Here is a 21,708-nt window from a genome sequence, read left to right as displayed (position 1 = left end):
TCCTGCCGTATGCCGGGGCTCATCCCCCGCACCCCGGCCCTGACCGGCACCCGGGCCGTCGAGCGAGGGGCGGCTACGAGGCGACGGCCACGGACGGGCCGGGCACGGGGCTGCCAGCCGGCCGATCGAGCCAGCGCGTCAGGCGGTGCAGTCCCCAGACAGGGAGCGCGTAGACAGAGGTCAGGAGCACCGCGATCAGGACCTGGGCTGCCAGGCCGGTGCCTGCGTCCACCGTCATCATGACGACGGAGCTGACGGCGACCCAGCCCAGCCCCAGGTAGTACGTGACGCGCACGGCACGGGCCCATCGCCGGCGCACTCCGAGGAGGAGGAGCGAGCGACCGAAGGACACCAGGTCGGACCGCTCCGGCCGCTCCGCCTGTACAGCCCGCAGCTTCTCCTCGACGGACAGGTACGCGCGCTCCAGGTCTGCCAGCGCCCGCGCCACCCTGTGGTCACGCTCCGGATCGCCGTCGGCAAGGGTCGCGTGCGCCTGGGACCACTGCGCGATGAAGGACACCTCATGCAGGCCGTGCTCCAGGATCAGTCGCTCCCGGTTCTCCCAGCGCCGTTGCGTACGCCACTCCTGGAGCAGCACGCCGAGACCGGCGATCGCGGCCGTCAGGAGTGGGCCGAGAGCCAGGGCGAGAATCTGCTCAACCTTCATCAGGTCACCTGCCACGGGAGTGCCGCCGAGACGCCCCACCTGCTGGGGTCTCCGTCAGGATCCCACTGCGAGGCCTCCCGCACCAGCCCCGTGCGGCGCCGACGCACCCGCCGGCACCTCGGCATACTCAGGTGTGCACGTCCAGCTCCTCCTCGGCGCCGTGACCGGGGTTCCTGCCCCAGCCACCGGTGACCTGCCGGGTGGTCAGCCGTTGAGCGGGTTGTTGTCCCAGGTGTTGGACTCGGGGTCCCCGGTCTCCCACTCCCGCTCGCGGCGCTCGGCCTCGTCCCACTCCTCAGTGCGCCTGCGGGCGGACTCCAGGGCTGTCGAGGCCTCGGTCTCGGTCTCGTAGGGACCCATCAGGTCCCCGCCCTTGGCCCGCTCGGGATCGTCGTGGGCCTCGACCTTGCCGGTCTTGATGTTGAACCAGTAGGACATCGCGCGTCTCCTTGCCGTCGGCCTGTTGCCTAGACTCCACCGTATGCCGAGTACCGCCGCAACCGTTGCCCCAGGACGGGTCTCCCCGCGCCGCCCCGTCCCCACGACCATCGAGCGGCCCGAGTATGTCGACCGGCCGGCTCCGGCGAGGTTCACCGGCTCGGAGGTCAAGGACGCGGAGACGATCGAGCGGATGCGCATCGCCGGCCGGATCGGGGCCCAGGCGCTCGCCGAGGTGGGCCGGGCGGTCGCTCCGGGCGTGACGACGGACGAGCTCGACCGGATCGGGCACGAGTTCCTGCTCGACCACGGGGCCTACCCCTCGACGCTGGGCTACCGCGGTTTTCCCAAGTCGTTGTGCACCTCGGTCAACGAGGTCATCTGCCACGGCATCCCCGACTCCCGCCCCCTGGAGGACGGTGACATCGTCAATGTCGACATCACGGCCTTCATCCACGGGGTGCACGGCGACAACAACGCCACGTTCCTGGTGGGCGACGTCGACGAGGAGTCCCGCCTGCTCGTCGAGCGGACCGAGGAGGCGCTGCGCCGCGCCATCAAGGCGGCCCTGCCGGGCCGGCCCCTCAATGTGATCGGGCGGGTCATCGAGTCCTACGCCAAGCGGTTCGGCTACGGCGTGGTCCGCGACTACACCGGTCACGGCATCGGGGAGAGCTTCCACTCCGGGCTGGTCGTCCCCCACTACGACGCCGCGCCGGAGTACGCGCAGCTGATCGAGCCCGGGATGACGTTCACAATCGAGCCGATGCTCAACCTCGGCACCCCCGACTGGACCGAGTGGAGCGACGGGTGGACCGTGGTCACGGCCGACCTGCGCCGCTCGGCGCAGTTCGAGCACATGATCCTGATCACCGAGACCGGCAACGAGATCCTGACCCTGCCGTGAGCGACCCCGCTCCGGCCACCCGGCAGCCCACGACGTGAACTCGGCACCGGGCAACCTCGACAAGGAGACGCGCATGGGCAAGGCCACCGGCAAGGGACTGGTCCTCGGGATCGACATCGGCGGCAGCGGCATCAAGGGCGCGCCCGTCGACCTGGGCAGGGGCGAGTTCGCGACCGAACGGATCCGCATCGACACACCGGCGAGGGCGACCCCGGAGGCTGTCGCGGAGGTGGTTGCCGAGGTCGCGGCAGGATTCACCGACGAGGTCGGCGAGGACTCACCGGTCGGCGTCACCGTGCCCGCTGTCGTCCACCACGGCGTGACCAAGAGCGCCGCGAACATCGACGACTCGTGGATCGACGCCGATGCCGACGCGCTGTTCACGAGGGTGCTGGGACGCCCTGTCGTGGTGATGAACGACGCCGACGCCGCCGGCCACGCTGAGATGCGCTTCGGGGCGGGCAGGGACACCGAGGGCGTCGTGCTGCTCACCACGCTGGGCACCGGCATCGGGTCGGCCCTCTTCCTCAACGGGCAGCTCGTGCCCAACACCGAGCTCGGCCACCTGGAGCTGGATGGCGAGGAGGCCGAGCACCGGGCCGCCGCCAGCGTCCGGGAGGACGAGGACCTGTCCTGGGAGGAGTGGGCCGAGCGGCTCCAACGCTTCTACCGGCACGTCGAGGACCTCTTCTGGCCGGACCTGATCATCGTCGGCGGCGGGGTCTCCAAGAAGGCCGACAAGTTCCTGCCGCTGCTCGACCTGCGCACCGAGATCGTCCCGGCGACGCTGCGCAACGACGCGGGGATCATCGGCGCGGCCTGGCAGGCGTCCCACTAATTGTGGGGAGGTCCGGACCGGTCCGAGCCCTTTTTTGGGGAGGTTTGGACCGGTCCGAGCCCTTTCTTGGGGAGGATTGGACCGGGCTGAACTTCCCCAAAGTTGCGCACAGGGCGGTCCAAACCTCCCCAAGAATGGGCTACCAGGAGGTGTGTCGCGGGCGCCCCTCGTCGTAGCCGGCAGCGCCCTGGATGCCCACGACCGCCCGGGAGTGGAACTTGCCGATGGTGTCGGCCCCGGCATAGGTGAAGGCCGAGCGGACACCCGAGACGATCTGGTCGAGCACGTCCTCCACGCCCGGGCGCTCCGGGTCCAGGTACATCCGGGAGCTGGAGATGCCCTCCTCGAAGAGTGCGAGCCGGGCCCGGTCGAAGGCCGAGCGGTCCTTGGTGCGGCTGCTCACCGCCCGCGCCGAGGCCATCCCGAAGCTCTCCTTGTAGAGCCGGTCGGACCCGTCGCGCTGCAGGTCGCCCGGGCTCTCGTAGGTGCCGGCGAGCCAGGAGCCGATCATGACGCTGCCCGCGCCGCCGGCCAGGGCGAGGGCCACGTCGCGCGGGTACTTCACGCCGCCGTCGGCCCACACGTGCGCCCCCACGTCCTTGGCCGCCGCAGCACACTCCAGCACGGCCGAGAACTGCGGTCGGCCCACGCCCGTCATCATCCGCGTGGTGCACATGGCCCCCGGTCCCACGCCCACCTTGATGATGTCCGCACCAGCGGCGGCCAGGTCCCGGGCTCCCTCGGCGGACACCACGTTGCCGGCCACCAGGGGCACCCGGATGCCGGTCGCCAGCTCGTGGGCGTCCCGGGCCTCCCGCACGGACGGGAGCACGTCGATCATCTTCTCCTGGTGCCCGTGCGCGGTGTCCACCACCAGCACGTCGACGCCGAAGGACAGGATCGCCTCGGCCCGGGCACGCACGTCACCGTTGATGCCGACGGCGGCACCGATCCGCAGCCGCCCGTCGCCGTCGAGGGCCGGGCGATAGATCGCCGAGCGCAACAGCCCCTTGCGCGTGACGACACCGCGCAGCTCGTCCCCGGCCACGACCGGCGCCAGGTTGATGTGCTGGCTGTCGAGCAGGTCGAACGCCTCCCGCACGTCGGTCCCCTCGGGCACCAGCGCCTCGGGCTCGTGCATCACGTCCCGGACCTGGGAGAAGCGGTCGACGCCGGTGCAGTCCTCCTCGGTGGCGATGCCGATGGGGCGGCCGTCCTCGACCACGACCGCCGCGTGGTGGGCGCGCTTGCCCATGACCGAGAGCACCTGCGCCACGGGCGAGCCGGGCTCGACGACGATGGGCGTCTCGTAGACGGTGTGGGCCCCCTTGACGGCGGCGACCGTCTCCCGGATCGCCTCGACGGGGATGTCCTGCGGCAGCACGGCGATGCCTCCCCGGCGCGCCACGGTCTCGGCCATCCGCTTGCCGGAGACCGCCGTCATGTTCGACACGACCACCGGCACCGTGGTGCCGACCCCGTCGGGTGTGGTCAGGTCGACGTCCATCCGTGAGGTCACGGAGGACCGGGAGGGGACCATGAAGACGTCGTTGTAGGTCAGGTCGTGCTGCGGCTCGGCGCCACCCAGGAATTCCACGCCCAGCAGCCTACGTCGCCGGGAGCGGTTCCGGGCCTTCCCACCCGGCCGCACCGGGCTGCACCACGCTGCCCCACGGCATACGGTGGCGGAATGGAGATCACCCACCTGGGTCACTCGTGCGTCCTCCTCGAGGTGGCCGACCAGCGCATCCTGGTCGACCCCGGGACCTTCAGCGACTTCACCGACGTCCACGACCTGACCGCTGTCCTGGTCACCCACCAGCACCCCGACCACGTGGACCCCGCGCGGTTCGCCGACCTGCTGACGGCCAACCCGCAGGCCCGGGTGCTCCTCGAGCCCGAGACCGCGCAGGTGCTCATGGGTGCTGCCGGCCGCCACACAGCCCGGCTCGAGGGTATACCGTCAGGCACCGACCTGGAGCTCGGCGCCGTCACCGTCAGTCCCGTCGGCCACCGCCACGCGTTCATCCACGACTACGTCCCGCGGATCGACAACACGGGCCTGGTGGTCCGGGCCGAGGGTGAACCGACCGTCTTCCACCCCGGCGACGCGCTGGACGCCGACCCCGGTCACGTCGACGTGCTGCTCGTCCCGGTGAACGCGCCCTGGGCCAGGGTCGGGGACACCGTCAGCTTCGTCCGCCGGATCGCCCCGGCACGCGTGGTCCCCATCCATGACGGCCTGCTCAACGACACCGGCCGGGCGATGTACCTGGGTCACATCGGCACGCACGGTGCCGACGGTGGGGTCGAGGTCGTCGACCCCCGTGGGCAGGGCGCGACGCGGCTCTAGCGGCTCCTGCGCGGCTGACCGCGCTGTTACGTCACCAGCCCGCTGGCCCCGAAGGCGAGTCCCAGCAGGTAGGTGAGCGCGGCTGCGCCGTAGCCGATCGCCAGCTGTCGCAGGGCCCGCCGCAACGGCGGGGCCCCCGACAGCAGACCGACCACGCTGCCGGTGATCATGAGGGCCATCCCGACGAGGACCGCCGCCACGAGCAGCGCCGGGTAGCCGGTCATCCCGAACACGAAGGGCAGGATCGGGATGAGGGCCCCGCTGGAGAAGAAGCCGAAGCTCGAGGTGGCCGCGCCCCAGGCGCTGCCGATGTGGTCACCGTCGACATCGACGACCGCGTCAGGCATCGCCCCCTCCGGGAGGTGTCGCTCCGGGTGCCCGTGGACGGCCGTCATCACCTCGTGCGCCTTGGACCGCGCCTCGTCGTCGGCCATGCCCCGGGAGCGGTAGACCAGCGTCAGCTCGTTCTCCTCGAGGTCGAGCTCGGGCACGGCGGCCCGGGCGTCCTGGCTCGGGTGCGAGGCCGCCAGCAGCTCGCGGGCGGACCGGATCGAGATGTACTCCCCCGCGCCCATCGACAGGGCGCCGGCCAGCAGTCCCGCCACTCCGGCTGCGAGCACCACGCCGCTCGACGCGCCCGTGCCGGCCATGCCCATGACCAGCGCGAGGTTGGAGACCAGGCCGTCGTTGGCACCGAACACCGCGGCGCGGAAGTTGCCGGTCATGTGGGCGCGGCCACGCGCCGCCAGACCCCGCAGGACCTCCTCGTGGATCATCTCGTCCGCCGCCATCTGCGGGGTGGCGGCGGCCTCGGTGAAGTAGGGCGTGCGCGCCTCGGCGCTCTGAGCGAGCGCGAGGACGAAGACCGAACCGAAGCGCCTGGCCAGGAAGCCCAGAACCCGGTTGTGCACGCTGGGTGGGACGGGGCGGCCCACCTCATCCCCGAGGAGCTCCACCCAGTGCGCCTCGTGCCGCTTCTCCGCCTCGGCCAGGGCCAGCAGGATCTCTCGCTCCTCGCCGTCGCGGCGCTCCGCGAGCGCACGGTAGACCTGGGCCTCGGCACGCTCGTCGGCCAGGTAGCGACGCCAGCGTCGGGTCTCCTGTGACGAGGGCGTGGTGGCGCTGGTCATGATCCTCCTGAGTCAGGTGCGGCCGGGCCCCCGCCCGGCCCTGGTGTACGTCCCCAGGGTAGGCAGGGGCCCGGCCAACTGCCAGGTAGGTGAGGCTATCCCTCGTGGCGCCCAGACCGGTGAGTGGTCGCGCGCCCCGAGATGGGCAGGCCGCGCCGCTGGCGCCGCGAACGGCTCGACGCAGGCGTTCTCCACGGAGTTGAAGACGACGAAGAGGTTGGAGCGCGGGTAGGGCGTCACGTTGCCGTTGGAGACGTGCATGCAGTTGGAGTCGAACATCGTCGCACCGCCTGCCCCACCGGTGAGCACGTCGATGCCGTAGCGGTCCGCGAACTCACGCAGGATCCTGCGGTCCGGCGTGCCACGTCTCGAAGTCGGAGTGCCAGGAGAACTCCTTGCCGTCGAAGCCGGGTTTGAAGTTCACCCTGCTCTGGTGGATGTAGACCTCCGACCCGAGCACCTGCCGGGCGCGGCCCACAACCCCGGGGGTCGTGGGCGATGGCCGAGGACACCGGGTTGCTCAGGTGCGCCTCGAAGATGGAGCGGACCACCGGCTCCCGGCGGTGATCACCTGTGGCTCGTCGTCCAGGCGCGTGCGGTAGCGGTCTGTCGTGGTGATGGCTGTCATCAGTATCCTTTTGTCGGGTCGTGATGTGACATCGGGATCTCTGGTCAGGATCGTGCGGGGCCCGGCGTGCGGGCGGGTCAGGCCGGGCTGGTCTCCTCGGTCAGCAGGGGGTACACACCGTGCTCGTCGTGCACCTCCCGGCCGGTGACCGGCGGGTTGAACACGCAGGCACAGTGGATGTCCTCCTCGACACGCACGGTGTGTCGCTCGTTGCCGTCGAGAAGGTACATCGTGCCGGGCGCCAACGGGTGCTCCTCCCCTGTCTCCCGGTTGACCAGCGTGCCCTTACCGGCATACACGTAGACGCACTCGATGTGGTTGGCGTACCACATCTCCGTCTCGGTCCCGGCACGGAGCACGGTGTCGTGGAAGGAGAACCCGACGCCGTCGCGCGCCAGCACGAAGCGCCGGCTGCGCCAGTTGCCGTGATCCACGTCGTTGTCGGTGCCGTCCAGGTCGTGCAGGTTGATGACCTTCATCTCTGGGTCCTCTCGTCAGATGGTGGGTGGGTCGCCGACCGTGGCTCAGGCAGCCGCGGCGGCAGTGCTGGTGGTCGCCTCGCGGAGGATATCCAGCCCGTGCTGCAGCTCCGCGGCCGAGATGGTCAGCGGGGGCATGACCTTGACGACCTCGCTGTCCGCACCGGAGGTCTCCACCAGGAGGTGGCGTCGGAACGCCTCAGTGGCGACCCGGCCCGCCAGCTCGGGATCCTCGAACCTGACCCCGGCCAGCAGGCCGCGACCTCGGTACGCGGCGCCGGGCACCAGGGCGGCGATCTCCTCCAGGCCCGACCGCAGCTCGGCGGACCGCTCACGGACCTGGGCAGCGAAGGTGTCATCAACCCAGAACTGGCGCAGTGCCGCGGTCGCGGTCACGAACGCAGGGTTGAAGCCACGGAAGGTCCCGTTGTGCTCACCGGGCTCCCACAGGTCGAGGGTGGGCCGTAGCAGGGTGGCCGAGAAGGGCAGCCCCAGCCCCGAGAGGGACTTGGACAGGCACACGATGTCTGGCACGATCCCGGCCTCCTCGAAGGAGAAGAACCGCCCGGTCCGGCCGCAGCCAGCCTGGACATCGTCCACGATGAGGAGCACCCCGGACCGGTCGCACAGCTCGGACAGCGCGCGCAGCCACTCCGTGCGGGCGGCGTTGAGGCCACCTTCGCCCTGGACCGTCTCCACGATGACCGCGGCGGGCAGTGCGAGCCCGGAGCCGCTGTCCGCCCAGACCCGCTCCAACCAGCCGAAGTCCGGCGTCGAGCCGTCCAGGTAGTCGTCGTAGGGGGCGGTCGAGGAGTGATACAGCGGAGTCCCCGCACCGGCCCGCTTCATCGAGTTCCCCGTCACGGCGAGCGAACCGAGGGTCATGCCGTGGAAGGCGTTGGTGAACGAGACGACATCGGTCCGTCCCGTTGCCTTGCGTGCGATCTTCAGCGCCGTCTCCACCGCGTTCGTGCCGGTCGGACCGGGCAGCTGGATCCGGTAGTCCAGGCCGCGGGGCGCGAGCACCGTCGCCTCGAAGGTCTCGAGGAACTCCCGCTTGGCGACGGTGTACATGTCCAGGGAGTGGATGACGTTGTCCTCTGCGAGGTAGTCCGTCAGCGCCTGCTTGAGCACCGGGTGGTTGTGGCCGTAGTTCAGCGCGCCGGCGCCGGCGAAGAAGTCCAGGTACCGCTCCCCTGTCTCGGTGACCTGTTCGGCGCCGGAGGCCTTCTCGAAGACCACCGGCCAGTTGCGGCAGTAGCTGCGGACGGTGGACTCGCGTCGTTCGAAGATGCTGGTGTCGGTCACGAGAGCTCCTCTGCTCGGTGCGGTGTGTCCTGGTGCTGGGCCGTGGTGTGGGAACGGCCGGTCCCGCGTAAGGGGCTGATCCGGTGGAGCAGCTCCGCGTCCCAGTCCTGGCCGGGTGGGAAGTGCTCCTCGGTGAACAGGTCCGTCACGGTGTGCGTCGCCCTGTGCCGTTCGGCGAAGGCCGCGAAGAGCCGCTGCGAGGCCGGGTTGTCAGCGGTGATCGTCGTCTCCAGGGAGGAGACACCGCTGCGTCTGACGACCTCATCCAGCAGCTGCCCTGCCAGGCCGCACCCGCGGTGCGCCTCGTCGACGGCGACCTGCCAGATCATCAGCGTCTCGCAGGCCTCGGGCCGGCGGTATCCGGTGACGAACCCACCGACCTGCCCGTCCACCTCCAGGACGAGGGAGGTGGCGTGGAAGTCGCGGGCCCACAGGATGTAGGCGTACGGCGTGTTCAGGTCGAGCCTGATCGAGTCCCGGGCGATGCGCCACATCGTGGCGCCGTCCTCGATGGTGGGGTGCCTGAGCTGTGTCTGCAGGGTGGTCGTTGCGGTGCTCATCGGCCGCTCCCGGCGTGCGCGAGGGCCAACGGGCTCCCGTCCGTCGGCAGTCCGTCCGAACCGAGCTCGACATCCAGGCCGAACGCACTGTGCACCGCCTGGGTGGCACGCTCGAGCTGGCTGGCCTCGACGACCACCGAGAGCCGGATCTCGGACGTCGAGATGAGGTGCACGGTGATGCCCGCCGACGACAGCGCGGTGAAGAGAGTGGCGGGGACCTGTGGAGACGAGCGCATCCCCGCACCGACGACGGACAGCTTGCCGACATCGGCATCGAGCGAGACGCGGCTGAAGCCGAGCTCCTCCTGCTGCTGACCGAGCGCTGCGACCGCCTTGTGGGCGTCCTCCACCGGGAGGGCGAAGGAGAAGTCGATCACGCCCGTGTCGCTGGCGGTGTGGGTCTGCCCGATCATGTCGAGCGTGTCGACCGTGTTGGTGATCACGGCGAAGATGGCGGCGGCACGGCCCGGGACGTCGGGCACGTTGACGACGGTGACCTTGGCCTGGTCGTGGCTATGAGCCAGGCCGCGAACGAGCGGTTCCTCCATGGGATCCTCCTGGTTCTTGTGGGGTGCCGGCCCTGGTGGGACGACCCGGTGGTCGTCCGTCACCCAGGTGCCCGGCCGGTCGGTGAAGCTGGAGCGGACGTGGAGCGGCACGTGGTAGCGCCGGGCGAACTCGATCGACCGCAGGTGCAGGATCTTGGCGCCGTGCGCGGACAGTTCCAGGGCCTCCTCGGTGGACAGCAGTGGCTGCTGCCGCGCTCTGGGCACCACCCTGGGGTCAGCTGAGAAGAGCCCGTCGACGTCGGTCAGCACCTCGCACACGTCCGCGTCCAGGGCCGCCGCCAGCGCGACGGCCGTGGTGTCCGAGCCGCCGCGACCGAGGGTCGTGGCGTCGTCGTCGACGGATCCGCCCTGGAAGCCGGCGACGATGGCCACGGCCCCGTCAGCGAGCGTCTGTCGGATGCGGCCCGGGGTGACCTCGAGGATGCGGGCCCTGCCGAACTCGTCGTTCGTGCGCAGACCCGCCTGGACCCCGGTGAAGGAGATGGCCGGGTGCCCGAGCTCGTGCATGGCCATGGCCAGCAGTGCCATCGAGATCCGCTCACCGGCGGTGAGCAGCATGTCGAGCTCACGGGCGGTCGGTTCCGGGGTGATCTCCCGGGTGAGTTCGAGGAGGTCGTCGGTGGTGTCTCCCATCGCCGAGACCACGACCGCTACGTCGTGGCCGGCCTGTCGGGTGGCGACGATCCGACGAGCCACCCGGGCGAGCCCGTCCGCGTCGGCCACCGAGGACCCACCGTACTTCTGAACGACCAGAGCCATGCCTGCTCCCTGAGGGGTTGAGGACTGGACGGCCCAAAACGTTAGCGACCGCGAGGGGCCCCGAATGGTGGGGGGACCCCCATGACGGCAGAGGCCCACGTGTTACCGAAGGCGCGCGTGCGCGCGGGCGCGGGCCGCGCTCCGCAGGTTCTTGGCGGCGCAGCCCCGGAGGTCGTGATGGTCCGGGATCAGCCGACCGAGGGCTTCTCGTTGGCCCCCGCCGAGCCCTGGTCGCCGGTGAAGAACGAGAGCTGACCGTTGGCCTCCAGGATGGCCAGGCGTATCTCGGCTACCCGCTCGATGCCCTGGCCTCGCGCCGCGGCGAGAAGGTCGTCGAGCCCGAGACGTTCCCGGTGCAGGACGTCGTGCAGCACCTGCCCGTCCGTGGCCACGACCACGGGCACGCCGTGGGTCATGACCGCGGGTCGTCGCCAGCGTGAGTTCACCCAGGAGATCGCGATGGTGAGGACTGTGAAGGTGCCGACCGCGAGGACGGCCGCCGTGGTCGAGTAGTCCTGCTGGACGACACCCTCGGCGACCAGGTCTCCCATCGTGATGAAGAGGATCAGCTCGAAGGAGCTGAGCTCGCCCAGGGTCGACCGACCCGCCAGGCGGGTGATGAACCACAGGAACAGGAACACCACAGCCGCGCGGATGACGATGTCCATGGAGCCTCCAGACGTGGGTTGAGCGACCGCGGTGCGGTCACGGGAACAGGACTGTGCGGAACGACAGCGGATCCACCGGCGTGCCGTCCACCACCAGGGCGATCTCGCCGTCGTGGATGCCCCGCGACGTGGGCTGGATGTAGGCGTCGAAGTCGATGACCATGACGGGCTGGCCCTCGGTGGCGAAGGTGAGGTAGAGCCACTCGCCGTCGCGCTTCTCCTCGGAGGCGGCCGGGTACCAGGCCTGGGTCTCGTAGATGTCCAGGTACTCCCCGGTCAGCGCCAGGGTGACCTCCGGATCGAGGCCCTCGGGGTTGGTCAGCGTGACCTCGAACGGCACGTCAAGTCCGGGTCGCGCGGAGGCGGCGTACTCCAGCCGGAGGTGGTGACCCTCCGGCGCGTTCCCCTCGACCACGCCCACCCGGTCACCGAGGAACCCGAAGAGCCCCGCGAGCACGACGAGGAGCATCAGGAAGAAGCCGGTCCTGCGCCACAGGAGCGGCCGGGGGCCCTTGCTCACCGGGCGCACATCTACCAGCGTCGACATCTCGGACATGCCACGTGTCTACACCGTTCGGCACGGTCTGGCACGGCAGAACGGCCGGTTCCGCCGTGCGACAGCACAGGCCGGGGTGTGGTGGATGAGTCGGTCGATACGCCGGGTCCTGTCCCGCCGCGCCGTTACCGGCACTGCGACGGTGGCGACCATCCATCTCGGGTGACTGTTGCCAGCCACCTCCAGCGGTCTACCCGCACACTCGGGCGGGCCGCCCTCAGACGCGTGCTGTCTGACCTTGCTCCCGGTGGGGTTTACCTAGCCGCGCCGGTCACCCGGCACGCTGGTGGTCTCTTACACCACCCTTTCACCCTTACCCCCGGCCGGAGCCGGAGGCGGTCTGCTTTCTGTGGCACTGTCCCGCGGGTCACCCCGGGTGGCCGTTAGCCACCACCGTGCCCTGTGGAGCCCGGACGTTCCTCGGCGAGTCCCCGAAGGGCTCGACGCGGCCGCCTGACCGACTCATCCAACAGGACAGTCTACGTGGCCAGGGGCCGGATCCGGCCACGTCAGCGCTGCATCCGTCCGAGTGCGGCGAAACGGAGCATGTGCGCCTGTCCGGCGTGGAGGGCGTACTCGTCGATCATCTTGATCAGCATGTGCCCGAGGGGCTGACCGTGACCCAGTCCCACGTCATCGAGCGCGGACAGCGCAGCCATCGCGGCATCGGCTCGGGCGACCTCCGCCAGATACAGGCACCGCCACCCTGCCGTCCGGTACCGTCACGTCGTCGGTCTCACCCGGCATGCTGGTCCGCCAGATCGGCCAGTATGCCGGCCAGCTGGCTGGGCGCACTGACCATCGGCCAGTGGCCGGTCGGGATGTCCACGAACGACAGGTCGGACGCCGCCGCGAGCTCGGGCAGGTCCCCGGAGGCGATCCACTCCCGGGCGTCCTCCGGTGAGAACTCCGGACAGATCAGCACGGTGGGCAGCTCCCGGCGTCGCTCGTCGTGGTAGTCGACCACGGCCCGGCTCACCCCGACCGGGACCGGGATCATCTCCTCGGCCAGCGCCGCCCTCGTCGCCTCGTCGAGGTCGGCCGAGTCGGGTCCCTCGAACGCCGCCCAGCCGGGGAACGCCATGGCTCCCTGGACCGGTTCGAAGAAGTCGGCGTAGGTCGTGGCCCCCGTGGCCGGGAACCCGCCGATCAGCCCGACCGCCGCGACGGCCTCGGGCCGCCGGTCGGCCACCAGCCAGGCCAGGGTGCAGGCCGCGGAGTGGCCGACCACGAGTGGCCGGTCCTCCGCGGCGTCGACCGCCGCGAGTGCGTGGGCCAGCTGGTCCTCGAGCGTGGCCTCCCCGTTGCCGTCGCCCTGACCGGGCAGGGTCAGCGGCACAGCCCGGTGGCCCCGGTCCCTGAGTCCCACGGCGACCTCGTCCCAGATGTCTCCGGCGAGCCAGAGCCCCGCCATCAGGATCACGTCCATCCCAACTCTCCTCTACCCCGTGTGGTGTTGACCGTGTGGTGAGGCCCACGCTAGGGGCCATCCCGGACGATCACCGTCCTGGACGAACTTCGCCCCCGGATCCCGTGCAGCACGGCCCCGGCGCGACCGCACCCGTCGTCTGGGACAGGATGGGGCCGGAGACGTCCCCGACAACGAGGAGCACCATGACCATCGGCATCATCATCGGCTCGGTCCGCGACGATCGCAAGGGTGACGACGTGGGCCGCTGGGTCCACGCGCAGGCCCGGGCGAGGGACGTGGCCTACGACCTGATCGACCTGCGCGAGTTCGAGCTGCCGGTGCTCACCTCCGCCACGGTCCCGGGCGCCGCGGACCGACAGTACGACGATGAGCGGGTCACCCGGTGGGGACAGAAGATCGACGCCTACGACGGGTTCGTCTTCGTGACCCCGGAGTACAACCACGGCATCCCGGGCGGCTTCAAGAACGCGTTCGACGTGATCTACCCCGAGTGGGTGAGGAAGGCGGTCGCCTTCGTCTCCTACGGCGCGGCCTCCGGTTTCCGCGTCGTCGAGTCCTGGCGCCTGGTCGTCGGGAACGCCGACATGTACGACATCCGCGCCCAGGTCGCCTTCAGCACGTTCCTCGACTTCGACGGTGAGACCTTCACGCCCGCCGACCGGCACCCGCAGGAGCTGGCCGGTCTGTTCGACTCGTTGGAGGCGGCGACCAGGGCCATGACGACCCTGCGGGGCTGACGCCCGCTCAGACGATCCGGAAGCGCACGGTCTGCGTCGCGATCTCGGCCTCGACCAGCTCGACCCGGACGGCGTCTCCCAGCTGGGCACTGCCCTCGGCAACGGCGTTCACCGCCGGCTCGGTCAGCTGGATCTGGAACCCGCCCTTACCTGCCTCGTCGACAACCACAGCGTCGAACTGCTCGCCGACCAGGTGGGCCAGCACCGCGGCCTCGGTGGCGTCGGTGCAGGCGCGCTCGACCGCCTTGGCGAGCCGACCCGACGCGTCCATGAGGTCGGGCAGCGTCGGCAGGGCCTCACGCACCCAGCCCGGCACCTCGCGGCCCTGGGTCAGCGCCTCGCAGACGACGAGCACGAACCGGTCGACCAGGCGGCGCAGCGGCGCCGTCACGTGCGTGTAGGGCGCCGCGATCGCGGCCTGTTCCGTCTGCTCCGGCGCTGCCCCGTCGAACGCCTCGTAGCCGGCGCCCCGGAACAGGGCCGTCGCGTCGTTGATGATCGCCAGGTGCTTGGGGTCGGTCCGGTCCAGGGTGCGCAGGAAGTCGCCGTAGGCCATCTCCTGGGGCCACTCCACACCGAGGGCCCGCACCTGGCGGCGGAACCGGTCGACGTCGCGCTGCTGGGCCGGCGGCATCGTCCGCAGGATCCCGACCCTGCCTTCGAGCATGATCTCGGCCGCCACGATGCCGGTCAGCAGGCTGATCTGGGCGTTCCAGTCCTCGGACGGGCGCAGCGGCCGCAGCTGCAGGCTGTAGCGGCCCTCCTCGTCGACGTGGACCTCCTGCTCCGGCATCGGCAGGCTCGCCCCGCCCCGCTCGGACTCGCGGCGGATCCGGCGCTCCCCCACCTCCTTGAGCAGCAGCAGCGTCTCCTCCGCCTCGCCGCTGTCGACCAGGCCCTGCACCTCCTCGTAGGTGTAACGGCGCACCGACCGCACCATGGCGCGGTAGAGCTCGGCGGAGTCCCGCACCCCCTCGGGCGTGAGGCGCAGGTCCCAGACGAAGGCGGGACGCTGGGTGTCCGGGAGCAGGCTCGCCGCTCCCTCGCTGATCTCCGCGGGGTGCAGCGGGACCCGGGTGTCCGGGCAGTAGATGGTCTGTCCGCGCAGCCGGACCTCGGCGTCCAGCGCGCCGCCCGGCGTGACGAACGCCGGCACGTCGGCGATGGCGTAGCGGATGCGGTAGCCCTCCCCGTCACGCTCGATGTGCATCGCCTGGTCCAGGTCCATCGACCCGGGCGGGTCGATCGTGATGAACGGCACGGCCGTCTCGTCGCGGTCGGGCAGGTCCGGGCCGTCGACGGCCGCGCGGGCCTCGGCGAGCGCGGCCTCGGGGAACTCCTGCCGCACCTCCATCCGGCTGCGGATGTCGGCGAAGGCCCGCTCGAGGGCCTCGCCGTCCGGCTCCGTGCGGTCATAGTGGATGCTCGTCGCTCGCTGCGCCATGCGGTCACCCTACGCAGACGACCGACCCGTGCGCTCGGCATACTGGCCTGGTGATCCCCACCACCGTGCTGTCCGACACCCTCACCGTCAGTGCCCTCGGCCTGGGCGGGATGGGGCTGACCGCTGCCTACGGCGGCACCACGACCCAGGAGGCTGTCGCGACGGTCAACGCCGCGATCGACCTGGGTGTGACCTTCCTGGACACCGCCGACGTCTACGGCGAGCCGCGGCCCGGCACCGAGGGCCCCCCGGGCACCAACGAGGAGATGTTCGGGCAGGTGCTGGCGACCCGGCGGGACGAGGTGCAGATCGCCACCAAGTTCGGCATCACCGGTGCGGTCGGCGACGGCATCCCGACCCGGGGCGACGCCGCCTACGTCCAGGCAGCGTGCGAGGCGTCCCTGCGGCGCCTCGGCGTCGAGACCATCGACCTGTACTACCTGCACCGCCGCGAGCTGGACCGGCCGATCGAGGAGACCGTCGGCGCCATGGCCGAGCTCGTCCGGCAGGGCAAGGTGGCCCACCTGGGACTGTCGGAGGTCACCGGCCCGGAGCTGCGCGCCGCCGCTGCCGTCCACCCGATCGCCGCGGTGCAGAGCGAGTGGAGCCTCTGGTCCCGCGACGTCGAGCGGCACGTGGTGCCGGCAGCCATCGAGGTCGGCGCCGGCTTCGTGCCCTACTCCCCGCTGGGGCGCGGGTTCCTCACCGGGACCCTCACCCGGGAGTCCCTGGCCGGCACGCTGCGCGCCGGCCAGGCCCGCTTCGAGGAGCACTTCGAGGCCAACCAGCAGGTCGTGGAGGTCGTCCGGTCCGTGGCCACCGAGGTGGACGCGACACCCGCGCAGGTCGCCCTCGCGTGGCTCTACGCCCAGGGCCGCAGGCTCGGGATCCCCGTCGTGCCGATCCCGGGGACACGCCGCGCCGAGCGCGTCGCGGAGAACGCCGGTGCGCTGGCCGTCGAGCTGACCGAGGACCACCTCACCCGGCTCGACGCCGTCGCCGACCGGGTGCAGGGCGGCCGCAACCTCGGGTTCGCCGGCCCCACCTGGATCTCGGCGGGACGGGAGTAGGCCCCCGTGCTGATCCTGCTCCCGCCCTCGGAGTCCAAGACCGGTCGCGCCCGCGGCCGGACCCTGGACCTGGAACGCGTCTCCCTGCCCGGCCTCACCGCTCCCCGGGCGGCGGTCGTCAGCGCCGTGGCAGAGGCCAGCACCCGTCACGACGCGGCCACCCTCCTCGGGGTCAGCCCGAATCTGACCGAGGAGATCGCCCGCAACACCCGGCTCACGACCGCGCCGTCCGTGCCGGTCGCCGACCTCTACACGGGCGTGCTCTACGACGCCCTCGACCTGCCCTCCCTGGATGCTGCGGCACGGCGCCGCGCCAACCGTCGGGTCCTGGTCGTGTCGGCGCTGTTCGGCGCCCTGCGTCTGACCGACCGCGTGCCGCCCTACCGGCTGTCCATGGCGGTCAACCTGCCTGGCGTGGGCCCGCTGGCCGGTCACTGGCGCCGGCCCCTGGCCGAGCACCTCCCGGAGGTCGTGGGGCGTGGCCTGGTCATCGACTGCCGGTCCAGCACGTATGCCGCAGCCTGGGTCCCGCAGGGAGAGCTGGCGCGGCGGTGGGTCCAGATCCGGGTGCCCGGCGCGACGCACATGGCCAAGCACACCCGGGGCCTGGTGACCCGGGCGCTGTGCCAGTCGCCGGCGGACCCCCGCTCCCCGCGGGGCCTGACAGCGGTGCTGGCGGAGACCTTCCGGGTGGAGCTGCACGAGCCCGCCGGTGCCGCCAGACCGTGGGTCCTGGACGTCCACCCGCCGGCCACTCCCGCATGAGCCGGGCCGTCAGCCAGGTCGACGTGCACGAGTTCGTCGACAGTGCCAGCGTCGACGCCGCCGTCTTCGGCCTGCGCCCCGACTACCACGCGATGGTGCTCGCCGTCGCAGGGCTCGAGGCCGGTCCCTCCGACGAGGCCAGTGAGGCGTTGCTCGTGGCGGCCGAGGCCTCGGCCCGCGCCGCCCTGCGGGAGCATCCGGTGCAGGAGCTGCCGCACGTCGCCGCGTGGCGGGACGCCTATCGTGCGTTCGGCGCCAAGCCGCAGCGCACCCGGAACAGTCTCGAGGCGCTGGTGCGCCGTGCCGAGAGCGGTCTGCCTCGCGTGAACCGCCTGACGGACATCTACAACGCGATCTCGGTGCTGCACCAGGTGCCGCTCGGTGGCGAGGACCTCCTGCGCTACGTCGGGGCGCCCCGGCTCGCCCACGCGACGGGACAGGAGGCGTTCGACACGGCCAGCGGCGGTGAGGCCGTCATCGAGCACCCCGAGCCGGGCGAGGTGGTCTGGCGCGACGACCAGGGAGTGACGTGCCGCCGCTGGAACTGGCGACAGGGACGACGCACCCAGCTCAGCGACTCGACGACCGCGGCGTTCTTCGTCCTCGACGCCCTCGCCCCGCTCGACAACGCTGCCCTCGGCGCCGCTGCCGACGACCTGGCGACGCACCTGGCTGAGCTCGGTCCGGGGGTCACGATCGCGCGCCGACAGATCTCCGGCGGCACGCCCCCGGTGTCCGCCTGACTCCCGTCCGATGAGGAGAGTGCCGATGTTCACCGGCCTGAGTGCCTTCCCCCACACCCCGCTCCGCGACGACCGCGTCGACGAGGCCGCCTGTGCGCGGCTGGTCGAGCGGCTGGCCGTGGCCGGCGTCGACTCGATCACCGCGCTCGGGTCGACGGGGTCGTACATGTACCTCGACCGTGAGGAGCGACGTCGCGTGGCCCGGGTCGCGGTCGAGCACGCCGGTGCGGTACCGGTCATCGTGGGGATCGGCGCGCTGCGCACGTCCCAGGTGCGGGCGCTGGCGTGGGACGCGCAGGAGGCCGGCGCGAGCGCGGTGCTCCTGGCCCCGGTGACCTATCAGCCGCTCGGCGACGACGAGGTCCTCGGCCTGTTCGAGGACGTCACCGCGGACCTTTCGGTGCCGCTCGTGGTCTATGACAACCCCGGGACCACCCACGTGACGTTCACCGACGACCTCTACGCACGGATCGCGCAGCTCCCCCACGTCGCGTCCATCAAGATCCCGGGCGTCCCGGTCTCGCCCGGCGAGGCCGCCGCACGGGTCCGGACGATCCGCGAGCGTCTCCCCGGCGGCGTCACGGTGGGCGTCTCGGGCGACAGCGTGGCGGCCACCGGTCTCACCGCCGGCTGCGACGCCTGGTACTCCGTGATCGCGGGCACCCTCCCGACGCCCGCGCTGAGGATCACCCGCGCCGCCCTCTCCGGCGACCACGCGGCGGCCGGTGCGGAGTCCGCCCGTCTGGAGCCGTTGTGGGCGCTCTTCGCCGCGCACGGCAGCTACCGGGTCACGGCGGCGATCGCCGAGCACCTGGGACTCGTCGCGGCCGACTCCCTGCCGCGGCCGGTCCAGGGTCTCGGTGCCGGCGCCAGGGCGCGTGTCGCCGAGGTCGTTGACGAGCTGGGTCTCTTTGACTGACACCCCACCGACCGAGGCCCCGCCCGCGCGTCAGCCCAGGCGCTCGAGGGCCTGCTGCACGTCGGCGACCAGGTCGGCCTCGTCCTCGATGCCGACCGAGAGCCGGATGATGTTGTCGGGCACCTCGAGCTCGGTGCCGCGCACGGAGGCGTGGGTCATCTCGGCGGGGTAGTTCACCAGGGACTCCACCCCACCCAGGCTCTCGGCCAGCTGGAACACGGACGTCGACTCGGCGAACGCCCGCGCCGCGGCAGCGCCACCGGCCAGCGCGAGGGAGACCATGCCGCCGAAGTTGCTCATCTGCCTGGACGCGATGTCGTGACCCGGGTGCTCGGCCAGACCCGGGTAGTAGACCCGCTCCACGGACGGGTGTCCCACGAGCGCCTGAGCGATCGCGGTCGCGTTGGAGCTGTGCTTCTCCATCCGCAGCGCCAGGGTCTTGATGCCGCGGATCGTCAGGAACACCTCCCACGGCGCGGACACGCCACCGGCGGCGAACTGGAGGAACTGGATCTTCTCGCCCAGCTCCTCGGAGGCCGTGACCGCGATGCCGCCGAGTACGTCGGAGTGCCCACCGAGGTACTTCGTCGCCGAGTGCACCACGACGTCGGCGCCGAGCGAGATCGGGGTCTGCAGGGCCGGGGAGGCGAAGGTGTTGTCGACGACGACGATCAGCCCGTGCTCGTGACCGAGCGCGGCGAGGGCCTCGATGTCGCTGATCTTCATCAGCGGGTTGCTCGGCGTCTCCAGCCACAGCATCCGGGTCTCGGGCCGTATGCCGGCACGCACCTGATCGAGGTCGGTCATCTCCGCGGTGCTCAGGTCCAGGCCCCACGGCCTCAGGATCCGGTTGACGAGCCGGTGGGTGCCGCCGTAGACGTCGTTGCCCATCAGGACGTGGTCACCAGGCGTGAGCAGGGCGCGGAGCACGGCGTCCTCGGCGGCGAGGCCCGAGGCGAAGGACAACCCCTGGACACCGCCCTCGAGGTCGGCGACCAGCTCCTGCAGCGCGTCCCGGGTCGGGTTGGTGCCACGGGTGTACTCGTAGCCGTTCCGCAGGCCGCCGACGTGCTCCTGCACGAAGGTCGAGGTCTGGTAGACCGGCGGGATCACCGCTCCGGTGGTGGGGTCGAAGGCCTGGCCGGCGTGGATGGCGCGGGTCGAGAATCCGGACACGTCAGTGAGCTCCGTTCACAGTTCTTGGGGAGGTTCGGCACGCGCTGAGCGCATTTTGAGGGAGGTTCGGCACGCGCTGAACGCATTTTGAGGGAGGTTCGGCACGCGCTGAACGCATTTGAGGGACGTTCTGCCCAGCTGCACCCCTCACTTGGACAGGAAGGTCAGCAGGTCGGGGCGGGTCAGCACGGCGACGGGCTTGCCGCCCTCGGTGACCAGCAGGGCGTCGGCGTCGGCGAACGCCTCGCGCGCCGCGGACACCGAGTCGTTGACACCGATGAGGGGCAGCGGCGGACCGGTCAGGGCGCTGACCGTGTCGGTCAGCCGTGCGTCCCCGTGGAACACGGCGTCCAGGAGGGCACGTTCGGTCAACGAGCCCTTGACCTCACCCATGACCACCGGCGGTTCGGCACCGAGCACGACCAGCTGGCTGACGGCATACTCCGCCATGATGTCGATGGCGTCCCGGACGGTGTCGGTCGGGTGCACGTGCACCAGGTCGGGCAGGTGACCGGTCTTGACCGACAGCACGTCCCGGACGGTCTTCTCCTCCGAGACCGGGCTGAAGCCGTAGCTGCGCATCCACCCCTCGTTGAAGATCTTGCCCAGGTAGCCGCGACCGCCGTCGGGCAGCAGCACGACCACCGTGTGCTCCGGCCCGAGGTCCTTGGCCGCCTTGAGGGCGGCCACGACCGCCATGCCGGAGGAGCCGCCGACGAGCAGGCCCTCCTCGAGGGCCAGGCGGGTCGTCATCGCAAAGGACTCGGCGTCGCTGACGGGGATGATGCGGTCGGGCACCGACGTGTCGTAGGCGCCGGGCCACATGTCCTCCCCGACCCCCTCGACCAGGTAGGGACGACCGGTGCCACCGGAGTAGACCGAGCCCTCCGGGTCGGCGCCGATCACCGTGACGTTGCCGACCTCCTTGAGGTAGCGGCCGGTGCCGGAGATGGTGCCGCCGGTGCCGATGCCCGCCACGAAGTGCGTGACGGTGCCGTCGGTGTCCCGCCAGATCTCCGGGCCGGTCGACTCGTAGTGGGAGGCGGGGCCGTTGAGGTTCTCGTACTGGTTGGGCTTGTAGGCGCCCTCGATCTCCTCGGCGAGCCGGTCGCTGACGGAGTAGTAGGACTCGGGGTGCTCCGGGGGCACGGACGTCGGGGTCACCACGACCTCCGCGCCGTAGGCCTTGAGCACGTTGATCTTGTCCTCGCCGACCTTGTCCGGGCACACGAAGATGCACTTGTAGCCGCGCTGCTGCGCGACCAGGGCCAACCCGACGCCGGTGTTGCCGCTGGTCGGCTCCACGATGGTGCCGCCGGGCCTCAGCCTGCCCTCGGCCTCGGCCGCGTCGATGATCTTGATCGCGATCCGGTCCTTGACCGAGCCGCCCGGGTTCACGTACTCCACCTTGGCCAGGACCGTGGCGGCGATGCCCTCGGTCACGTGGTTGAGCCTGACGAGCGGCGTGTTGCCGATCGTGTCGAGGATGGTCTCTGCGACGCGCATCAGTGGTTGCTCCCGGGTCGGTGGATGCCTGACCCCAAGCGTAGGCGACGGGCCCC

Annotated in this window: 25 protein-coding genes and 1 other RNA gene; 8 read left to right on the top strand and 18 right to left on the bottom strand. The window is 71.1% G+C overall.

Going from position 1 to position 21,708, the window contains the following annotated elements; all coding sequences use genetic code 11:
- Positions 1–73: 73 nt before the first annotated feature.
- Complete coding sequence (locus DA085_RS14000; RefSeq protein WP_109473591.1) at positions 74–667, bottom strand: hypothetical protein; 594 nt, start codon at positions 665–667, stop codon at positions 74–76.
- Positions 668–871: 204 nt separating this feature from the next.
- On the bottom strand, positions 872–1,105 hold the full coding sequence (locus tag DA085_RS13995; RefSeq protein ID WP_109473590.1) for a methionine aminopeptidase: 234 nt from the start codon (positions 1,103–1,105) through the stop codon (positions 872–874).
- Between the two features lie 43 nt (positions 1,106–1,148).
- On the opposite strand from DA085_RS13995, the gene map reads away from it, so the two are divergent.
- Together map and ppgK are read left to right on the top strand one after the other, a co-directional pair.
- Positions 1,149–2,012 (top strand): type I methionyl aminopeptidase, encoded by an 864-nt coding sequence (gene map, locus DA085_RS13990; RefSeq protein WP_109473589.1) that lies wholly within the window; start codon positions 1,149–1,151, stop codon positions 2,010–2,012.
- Between the two features lie 73 nt (positions 2,013–2,085).
- The gene (gene ppgK, locus DA085_RS13985; protein ID WP_109473624.1) at positions 2,086–2,850 is read left to right on the top strand and encodes a polyphosphate--glucose phosphotransferase; all 765 of its coding nucleotides are present in this window, start codon (positions 2,086–2,088) and stop codon (positions 2,848–2,850) included.
- A gap of 139 nt (positions 2,851–2,989) precedes the next feature.
- Here the strand turns inward: ppgK and DA085_RS13980 are convergent, their stop codons facing one another.
- Positions 2,990–4,447 carry a GuaB1 family IMP dehydrogenase-related protein gene (locus DA085_RS13980; protein ID WP_109473588.1) on the bottom strand — a complete coding sequence of 486 codons (1,458 nt, stop codon included), beginning with the start codon at positions 4,445–4,447 and terminating at the stop codon, positions 2,990–2,992.
- A gap of 93 nt (positions 4,448–4,540) precedes the next feature.
- Between DA085_RS13980 and DA085_RS13975 the strand changes: the two genes are divergently transcribed.
- Positions 4,541–5,203, top strand: a complete 663-nt coding sequence (locus DA085_RS13975; protein ID WP_109473587.1) for an MBL fold metallo-hydrolase — start codon at positions 4,541–4,543, stop codon at positions 5,201–5,203.
- A gap of 26 nt (positions 5,204–5,229) precedes the next feature.
- Here the strand turns inward: DA085_RS13975 and DA085_RS13970 are convergent, their stop codons facing one another.
- The 12 genes from DA085_RS13970 to DA085_RS13920 form a co-directional block, all read right to left on the bottom strand.
- Positions 5,230–6,333: a VIT1/CCC1 transporter family protein gene (locus DA085_RS13970; protein ID WP_109473586.1), complete on the bottom strand. Its 1,104-nt coding sequence runs from the start codon at positions 6,331–6,333 to the stop codon at positions 5,230–5,232.
- Between the two features lie 12 nt (positions 6,334–6,345).
- Positions 6,346–6,612, bottom strand: a complete 267-nt coding sequence (locus DA085_RS21680; RefSeq protein WP_237565516.1) for a hypothetical protein — start codon at positions 6,610–6,612, stop codon at positions 6,346–6,348.
- 55 nt (positions 6,613–6,667) lie between these two features.
- Positions 6,668–6,811 carry a phytanoyl-CoA dioxygenase family protein gene (locus DA085_RS21675; protein WP_237565515.1) on the bottom strand — a complete coding sequence of 48 codons (144 nt, stop codon included), beginning with the start codon at positions 6,809–6,811 and terminating at the stop codon, positions 6,668–6,670.
- 227 nt (positions 6,812–7,038) lie between these two features.
- Positions 7,039–7,440 carry an ectoine synthase gene (locus DA085_RS13960; RefSeq protein ID WP_109473585.1) on the bottom strand — a complete coding sequence of 134 codons (402 nt, stop codon included), beginning with the start codon at positions 7,438–7,440 and terminating at the stop codon, positions 7,039–7,041.
- 45 nt (positions 7,441–7,485) lie between these two features.
- Entirely contained in the window at positions 7,486–8,748 is a 1,263-nt protein-coding gene (gene ectB, locus DA085_RS13955; protein ID WP_109473584.1) for a diaminobutyrate--2-oxoglutarate transaminase, read from the bottom strand.
- Positions 8,745–9,308 carry a diaminobutyrate acetyltransferase gene (gene ectA, locus DA085_RS13950; RefSeq protein WP_109473583.1) on the bottom strand — a complete coding sequence of 188 codons (564 nt, stop codon included), beginning with the start codon at positions 9,306–9,308 and terminating at the stop codon, positions 8,745–8,747. The genes ectB and ectA overlap by 4 nt, the downstream gene beginning before the upstream one ends.
- Positions 9,305–10,636, bottom strand: coding sequence for an aspartate kinase (locus DA085_RS13945; protein WP_109473582.1), 1,332 nt, complete (start codon positions 10,634–10,636; stop codon positions 9,305–9,307). Before DA085_RS13945 ends, ectA begins: the two co-directional genes overlap by 4 nt.
- 188 nt (positions 10,637–10,824) lie before the next feature.
- Positions 10,825–11,304, bottom strand: coding sequence for a DUF421 domain-containing protein (locus DA085_RS13940; RefSeq protein WP_109473581.1), 480 nt, complete (start codon positions 11,302–11,304; stop codon positions 10,825–10,827).
- 37 nt (positions 11,305–11,341) lie between these two features.
- Positions 11,342–11,860: a hypothetical protein gene (locus tag DA085_RS13935; protein WP_109473580.1), complete on the bottom strand. Its 519-nt coding sequence runs from the start codon at positions 11,858–11,860 to the stop codon at positions 11,342–11,344.
- Between the two features lie 82 nt (positions 11,861–11,942).
- An RNA gene (gene rnpB, locus DA085_RS13930) (RNase P RNA component class A) lies at positions 11,943–12,325 on the bottom strand.
- 44 nt (positions 12,326–12,369) lie between these two features.
- Positions 12,370–12,555, bottom strand: coding sequence for a mycothiol transferase (locus DA085_RS13925; RefSeq protein ID WP_337189788.1), 186 nt, complete (start codon positions 12,553–12,555; stop codon positions 12,370–12,372).
- Between the two features lie 41 nt (positions 12,556–12,596).
- On the bottom strand, positions 12,597–13,289 hold the full coding sequence (locus DA085_RS13920) for an alpha/beta fold hydrolase (RefSeq protein ID WP_109473578.1): 693 nt from the start codon (positions 13,287–13,289) through the stop codon (positions 12,597–12,599).
- 185 nt (positions 13,290–13,474) lie between these two features.
- Between DA085_RS13920 and DA085_RS13915 the strand changes: the two genes are divergently transcribed.
- Positions 13,475–14,029, top strand: coding sequence for an NADPH-dependent FMN reductase (locus DA085_RS13915; protein ID WP_109473577.1), 555 nt, complete (start codon positions 13,475–13,477; stop codon positions 14,027–14,029).
- Positions 14,030–14,036: 7 nt separating this feature from the next.
- Here the strand turns inward: DA085_RS13915 and DA085_RS13910 are convergent, their stop codons facing one another.
- A complete protein-coding gene (locus DA085_RS13910) occupies positions 14,037–15,473 on the bottom strand; it encodes an RNB domain-containing ribonuclease (protein ID WP_109473576.1) in 1,437 nt (478 codons plus the stop codon).
- Between the two features lie 53 nt (positions 15,474–15,526).
- Between DA085_RS13910 and DA085_RS13905 the strand changes: the two genes are divergently transcribed.
- From DA085_RS13905 to DA085_RS13890, 4 genes are read left to right on the top strand one after another with little or no spacing between them, the layout of a single operon-like run.
- Entirely contained in the window at positions 15,527–16,543 is a 1,017-nt protein-coding gene (locus DA085_RS13905) for an aldo/keto reductase (protein WP_419866512.1), read from the top strand.
- Positions 16,544–16,549: 6 nt separating this feature from the next.
- Positions 16,550–17,308 carry a YaaA family protein gene (locus DA085_RS13900; protein WP_109473574.1) on the top strand — a complete coding sequence of 253 codons (759 nt, stop codon included), beginning with the start codon at positions 16,550–16,552 and terminating at the stop codon, positions 17,306–17,308.
- Positions 17,305–18,051, top strand: a complete 747-nt coding sequence (locus DA085_RS13895; protein ID WP_109473573.1) for a B3/B4 domain-containing protein — start codon at positions 17,305–17,307, stop codon at positions 18,049–18,051. Before DA085_RS13900 ends, DA085_RS13895 begins: the two co-directional genes overlap by 4 nt.
- A gap of 25 nt (positions 18,052–18,076) precedes the next feature.
- Positions 18,077–18,970: a dihydrodipicolinate synthase family protein gene (locus tag DA085_RS13890; protein WP_109473572.1), complete on the top strand. Its 894-nt coding sequence runs from the start codon at positions 18,077–18,079 to the stop codon at positions 18,968–18,970.
- A 30-nt stretch (positions 18,971–19,000) separates the two neighbouring features.
- On the opposite strand, the gene DA085_RS13885 is transcribed toward DA085_RS13890, so the two are convergent.
- Both DA085_RS13885 and DA085_RS13880 read right to left on the bottom strand, forming a co-directional pair.
- Complete coding sequence (locus tag DA085_RS13885; protein WP_109473571.1) at positions 19,001–20,146, bottom strand: cystathionine gamma-synthase; 1,146 nt, start codon at positions 20,144–20,146, stop codon at positions 19,001–19,003.
- Between the two features lie 147 nt (positions 20,147–20,293).
- The gene (locus tag DA085_RS13880) at positions 20,294–21,652 is read right to left on the bottom strand and encodes a cystathionine beta-synthase (protein ID WP_109473570.1); all 1,359 of its coding nucleotides are present in this window, start codon (positions 21,650–21,652) and stop codon (positions 20,294–20,296) included.
- Positions 21,653–21,708 lie beyond the last annotated feature (56 nt).

Source organism: Ornithinimicrobium cavernae (assembly GCF_003121625.1).
In the GTDB taxonomy this organism is placed as follows: domain Bacteria; phylum Actinomycetota; class Actinomycetes; order Actinomycetales; family Dermatophilaceae; genus Ornithinicoccus; species Ornithinicoccus cavernae.
This window is presented reverse-complemented; position numbering and strand designations above follow the sequence as displayed.